7 protein-coding genes are annotated in these 5,906 nt (G+C 64.5%); 1 reads left to right on the top strand and 6 read right to left on the bottom strand.

Annotation, left to right across the window (positions count from 1 at the left end; all coding sequences use genetic code 11):
- Positions 1–144 precede the first annotated feature (144 nt).
- On the top strand, positions 145–651 hold the full coding sequence (locus EN879_RS21545) for an OsmC family protein (protein WP_013532532.1): 507 nt from the start codon (positions 145–147) through the stop codon (positions 649–651).
- Between the two features lie 3 nt (positions 652–654).
- Here EN879_RS21545 and EN879_RS21540 read toward each other — a convergent pair whose 3' ends face one another.
- The 6 genes from EN879_RS21540 to EN879_RS21515 all read right to left on the bottom strand — a co-directional run.
- Entirely contained in the window at positions 655–876 is a 222-nt protein-coding gene (locus EN879_RS21540) for a hypothetical protein (protein ID WP_013532531.1), read from the bottom strand.
- Positions 877–1,044: 168 nt separating this feature from the next.
- Positions 1,045–1,674 carry a hypothetical protein gene (locus EN879_RS21535; RefSeq protein ID WP_013532530.1) on the bottom strand — a complete coding sequence of 210 codons (630 nt, stop codon included), beginning with the start codon at positions 1,672–1,674 and terminating at the stop codon, positions 1,045–1,047.
- Positions 1,675–1,809: 135 nt separating this feature from the next.
- Positions 1,810–2,550, bottom strand: a complete 741-nt coding sequence (locus EN879_RS21530; RefSeq protein ID WP_013532529.1) for an SDR family NAD(P)-dependent oxidoreductase — start codon at positions 2,548–2,550, stop codon at positions 1,810–1,812.
- A 43-nt stretch (positions 2,551–2,593) separates the two neighbouring features.
- On the bottom strand, positions 2,594–4,063 hold the full coding sequence (purF, locus tag EN879_RS21525) for an amidophosphoribosyltransferase (RefSeq protein ID WP_013532528.1): 1,470 nt from the start codon (positions 4,061–4,063) through the stop codon (positions 2,594–2,596).
- Positions 4,064–4,168: 105 nt separating this feature from the next.
- The gene (locus tag EN879_RS21520; protein WP_013532527.1) at positions 4,169–4,837 is read right to left on the bottom strand and encodes a CvpA family protein; all 669 of its coding nucleotides are present in this window, start codon (positions 4,835–4,837) and stop codon (positions 4,169–4,171) included.
- 63 nt (positions 4,838–4,900) lie between these two features.
- On the bottom strand, positions 4,901–5,906 hold a 1,006-nt coding region (locus EN879_RS21515), incomplete at its 5' end, for a magnesium chelatase domain-containing protein (protein WP_127274234.1).

Raw genomic sequence — 5,906 nt, 5'->3', positions numbered from 1 at the left:
GTCCGTCAATGTCCCATTTGGGATATCGGTGTAGGCGGCTGGCACCTGTTGCGGAATGGCATTGCCTTCCCAAGGTGATCGGCGCAAATCTTGACCGGACGGCGCATGCCGGTGACGCAAGCAGTCGACGAAAGGGGAAAGCGGATGGATGCGACCGAACTGAAGGCCATGCAGGCGCCGCTGAAGCAGGCCTATCGTGACGACGCTTCGCAGGCCATGATCACGCTTCGCGCCAAGGGCTCGATCGACGACCAGTCGGTTGCCTGCAAGGTGGAGACGGGCAGGGCGCTCGCCATCGCCGGCCTGCATCCGGCAACAGGCGGCTCAGGCCTTGAGCTCTGCTCGGGCGACATGCTGCTGGAGGCGTTGGTCGCCTGCGCCGGGGTGACGCTGAAGGCGGTGGCGACGGCGCTCGAGTTCAAACTCGGCGCCGCCGCGGTAGAGGCTGAAGGCGATCTCGATTTTCGCGGCACGCTCGGTGTCGCCAAGGATGCGCCGGTCGGCTTTCGCGCCATCCGGCTCAATTTCAACCTCGACACCGATGAGCCGCAGGAGCGGATAGACTCGCTACTAAAGCTGACCGAGCGTTATTGCGTGGTATTCCAGACCATCAGCCAGAAGCCGGAACTGACGGTCAGCGCACGCCGCTGACGCCTACTGTGCTGACGGTTCTTCGGCGTCACCCTCGTCGGTGAAGGGCGAGGCGCTCGGCACGCATTGCACCGACCAGCCGGCTGGTGTCGGCTGCTTCTGATATTCGGTGATGGCGGCGGTGCATTGTTCGCGCTTGTCGAAGGTGCTGGGCAGCACGACCATGCCGCCTTGCGGACCGGCGATTACCAGATACCAGACCAACGCTGCTGCGGTCGTAGCCATGGGGATTTCCTTGTTCTGCCAGTTGGGCGCTTGTTGTGGGAGTCGCGGTGACCCTACCAACTCCAAGGAAATGACGAAAGCATGACCGCCGCACAGCTTCCCGCCGTCTCATCACAGCCGCGTGATGTGACGGCGGGTTTCCCAGCCCGATTTCGAAGCGCAATCGGCTCAGTTGGTGGCAAAACAATAGAACAAGCCATCGCCCCCGGTGCCCTTCAGCGCCTCTTGGCTGCAGCCGCCGCGCGAGGCGTGCGAGGAATTCCAGGATTTGGCGGCTGCAGAATCGTCGAGGCCCGTGCGATCATGATGGCCCATCATCGCGGCGCCTTCCGCCCCGCTCATCGTCCAGTCGCCGCAGGTCTGGTCGGCGATCTTGGTGCCGTCGGGCTTGGAGCCGGTCAGCACGTCGTGGCGGTTCGGCGTGTCACCGCGGCCGTTGACCACTTCGCCTTTCTCGTTGAGCGCCGTCTGCTTGGTGATGCCGTTGGCATCGCTGTGCAACGAGGCGACGTCGTCAGCGATCTTGACGCCCTTGGCGTTCACCCACGGCCCCTTGCCGATACGGTCGCGGGCGTCGGTGTCGCTGGTCGACAGATAGGCGGCCCAACTCTTGCCGGTGACGCCGGCGGCTTCCGCCAGCGATGCGCAATGCGCGTCAGCACCCTTGAGGCCGCCGAGGTCGGCACCCTTGCCGGAACCGACACTGGTGACGAAGAAGCTCATCTTGGCATCTTGCGAGTAAGCGGCGCCCGCGGCTGCGATCAGGATGGCCGCGGTGGCGAGAAGCAGTTTGCGCATGGTGGTTCCTCCGGTTTGGGCTTCGACTACGTCGAAGAAACGTTTCCGGAGGCCTGTTTAATCCCTACGCATGTCGCTTAAAAGTGCGCAGCGGTTTTTGGGAAACCGACATGCGTCAAAAAAAAGGCTCAACTTTTATTCCGGCTGCCTATAGGCGACGAAGCGATTGTGCTTGGCCTGGAAGATCAATCCGGTCTCTTTCAGGTCCGGGCTGGCCAGCGGCACGATGCGTTTGGCGATCTCGGAGGGATGCGGCAACGTCTCGGGATCTTCGCCCGGCACTGCCTGGGCCCGCATGGCGGTGCGGGTGGCGCCGGGGTCAGCGGCGTTCACCCTGAGCGGCAGGCTCTGCGTCTCATGCGCCCAGGAGCGCATCATCGTCTCCACCGCGGCCTTGGATGCCGCGTAGGGTGCCCAGAAGGCGCGCGCCGAGTGCGCGGCGTTGGAAGACAGGATGATCGCGCGGCCAGCATCGGAGAGCCGCAGCAGAGGGTCGACCGAGCGGATCAGCCGCCAGGTCGAGGTGACGTTGATGGTCATCACCTTCTCGAAGGTTTTTGCTTCGACATGACCGATCGGCGAGATGACGCCGAGCACGCCGGCATTGGCGACGAGAATGTCGAGCTTGCCCCAGCGTTCGTGGATGGCGCCGCCCAGGCGGTCGATGCCGGCCATGTCGGCGAGGTCGAGCGGCACCAGTGTCGCCTGGCCGCCGGCCGCCTTGATCTGGTCGTCGAGCTCTTCCAGCCCGCCGACAGTACGAGCCACCGCAATGACATGCGCGCCGGCGGCAGCCAATTCCTTGGCAATGAAATAGCCGATGCCGCGCGAGGCGCCGGTGACGACCGCAACGCGGCCGGAAAGGTCGAGGGTCATGCGATGGATTCCGGGAATTGACTAACGCTGATGGCGGTCCGGCCTACGTCCCGCTTGTCGCCAGCAGCGACAGCGTGCGCACATTGTCGTGGCCTTCGAAGTCGAGCAGGCGGGTCGGGTACTGGCCGGTGAAGCAGGCATCGCAGAATTGCGGCTGGTCGTTGTCGCGGCTGGCCTCGCCGACCGCGCGGTAGAGCCCGTCAATGGTGAGGAAGCCAAGCGAATCGACGCGAATGAACTCGGCCATCTCCTCGATCGACATGCGCGACGCCAGGAGCTTCGATTTCTCCGGCGTGTCGACACCGTAGAAGCAGGAGGCGCGTGTCGGCGGTGAGGCGATGCGCATATGCACCTCCTTGGCGCCGGCGTCGCGCACCATCTGCACGATCTTCTGGCTGGTGGTGCCGCGCACGATGCTGTCGTCGACCAGAACCACGCGCTTGCCTTCGATCATGCGCCGGTTGGCATTGTGCTTCAGCTTGACGCCCATATGGCGGATCGAATCGCCCGGCTGGATGAAGGTGCGGCCGACATAATGATTGCGGATGATGCCGAGCTCGAAGGGAATGCCGGCCGCCTGGCTGAAGCCGATCGCCGCCGGCGTGCCCGAATCCGGCACCGGCACGACGATGTCGGCCTCGACCGGGCTTTCGACCGCCAGCTCGGCGCCGATACGCTTGCGCACCTCATAGACGTTGCGGCCTTCGACCGAGGAATCCGGCCGCGCGAAATAGACATATTCGAAGATGCAGAAGCGGGTCTTCTGCGGCTCGAAGGGGAACAGGCTCTCGATGCCCTTGGACGTGACGACGACCATCTCGCCGGGCTTCAGGTCGCGCACGAAACGCGCACCGATGATGTCGAGCGCGCAGGTTTCAGAGGCCAGGATCCAGGCGCCGTCGAGATCGCCCAGCACCAGCGGCCGGATGCCGAGCGGATCGCGGCAGCCGATCATCTTCTTGGCCGTCATCGCCACCAGGGAGAAAGCGCCCTCGACCTGCCGCACCGCATCGATGAAACGCGAGTTCAAATCGCGCTCCTTGCTGGTGGCGACGAGGTGCAAAAGCGTCTCGGTATCGGAGGTGGAGGAGAAGATCGCGCCTTGCTTCTGCAGCGCGCGCTGCACGGTCATGGCGTTGGTCAGATTGCCGTTGTGGGCGACGGCGAAACCGCCATCGGCCAATTCGGCGAAAAAGGGCTGGATGTTGCGCATGCCGGCGCCGCCCGTGGTGGCGTAGCGCGTATGGCCAATGGCGCGGTTGCCTTGCAGGCTGTCGATGACGCGCTGCTTGGTGAAGGTGTCGCCGATCAGGCCGACATGGCGTTCGACATGGAACTGGCTGCCGTCATAGGAAACGATGCCGGCCGCTTCCTGGCCGCGATGCTGCAGCGCATGCAGGCCCAATGTAACGATGGCCGCAGCGTCCTGCCGGCCGAAAATGCCGAACACACCGCATTCGTCGTGGAAATGGTCGTCGGCCTCGGCGGAAAGCACGTCGTCTGCGTCTGCCATCTTAAGCTCCGCTAAAATCGCCATATAATGCGGGTTCGCGCCGAAAGCAACGCGGGCCGTGCAGTCGTTCACACCATCGTCAGATCCTGACGCCGTTTTTCGGCGTCAGTTTGCCGGTGCCGCCGGTGCCGGAGCGGCCGGGGCGTTGTTCGCCGGTGGTGTTGCGTCATTGTCGTCAGGCGCCGGCGTGTTGGTATCGTCGCCGCCCGCCGGAGCATCCGCCGCCGGTGCGTCCGGAGCAGCTGGCGTCTCGGCGGCCGGCTGATTCGGATTGAGCTTCTTGAGGATCGCGTTTTCCGGATCCTCGGGCAGCAGGCTTTCGAGCTTGGCGCCGATTTGTTCGAGCAGCGGCCGCGACTTGGCCTCGGTGACCCAGGCTGGTGCCTTGGCGCCGGCCAGCCAGTTGAAGAACAGCAGGGCGACGGCAACGACCAGGATGCCGCGCGCGGCGCCGTAAAGGAAACCGAGCGTACGATCGAGCGCGCCGATCCGGGAATCGATGATCCAGTCGGCGAGCTTCATGGTGATGACCGAGACGACGATCAGCGCGATGATGAAAACCACGCCGGCGGCGGCCGCCATGGCGACCTTTTCATTCTCGATGTAGGGAGCGAGGTAAGGCACGACCGGCTTGTAGAAGAAGAACGCCGCCGCTGCCGCCGCGGCCCAGGAGACGACGGACAGGACTTCGCGCGAGAAGCCGCGAACCATGGCGAGCATCGCCGAAACCAGAGTGAAGCCGACGAGAATTCCGTCAAGCAGCGTAATCGGCATGTCTTTCGCCCCACTCCATGAGCCGCATTATAGCGCCGAACATCGGGCTCTGGGTCCGATGCTCTAGTCTTCTTCGTCCACGCGGCTTCGGCGTGAGCCGGCTATGCGTGCCACGAGGTCGGCAAGCTCGGTCGGCTGGAAAGAACCGGCCCCGATCCCCCCGGCCAGTTCCCCGCTGCCCGAGGGCAGAACCGCGCTTCCAAAACCCAGCTTTTCGGCTTCCTTGAGGCGCTGTTGCGCATGCGCAACCGGCCTCACGGCGCCCGAAAGGCTGATTTCGCCGAAATAGACGCAATCGGCGGGAAGGGCAAGACCGGTGAGCGAGGAAACCAGGGCGGCCGCCACTGCGAGATCTGCCGCGGGCTCCGAAATCCGGTAGCCGCCGGCGACATTGAGATAGACATCATGGCTGCCGAATCGCACCCCGCAATGGGCTTCGAGAACCGCCAGGATCATCGACAGCCGGGCGCCGTCCCAGCCGACGACGGCGCGGCGCGGCGTGCCGAGCGAGGAGGGTGCGACCAGTGCCTGGATCTCGACCAGCACCGGCCTTGTCCCCTCCATGCCGGCGAAAACCGCCGCCCCCGGCGATTTGGCATGGCGTTCGCCAAGAAAAAGCTCGGACGGATTGGCGACCTCGCGCAGGCCCTTGTCCGACATTTCGAAGACGCCGATCTCGTCGGTCGGTCCAAAACGGTTCTTCACCGTACGCAGGATGCGGTAGTGGTGGCCGCCTTCGCCTTCGAAGTAGAGCACGGCGTCAACCATGTGCTCGACGACGCGCGGCCCGGCGATCTGGCCTTCCTTGGTGACATGGCCGACCAGTACGATCGCCGCACCCGTGGATTTCGCATAGCGGATCATCGCCTGGGCGGCAGCGCGCACCTGGGTGACGGTTCCGGGTGCCGAATCGGCAAGGTCGGTCCACAGCGTCTGGATCGAATCCAGGATGACGAGATCAGGCCGCTTGCCGTCGGCGATCGTCGCCAGGATGTCCTCGACATTGGTCTCGGCGGCAAGTTCCACCGGAGAGGAGGCGACGCCAAGCCGCTGCGCCCGCAGCCTGATC

It is taken from the genome of Mesorhizobium sp. M7A.F.Ca.AU.002.02.1.1 (assembly GCF_003998535.1).
GTDB lineage: Bacteria > Pseudomonadota > Alphaproteobacteria > Rhizobiales > Rhizobiaceae > Mesorhizobium > Mesorhizobium ciceri.
This window is presented reverse-complemented; position numbering and strand designations above follow the sequence as displayed.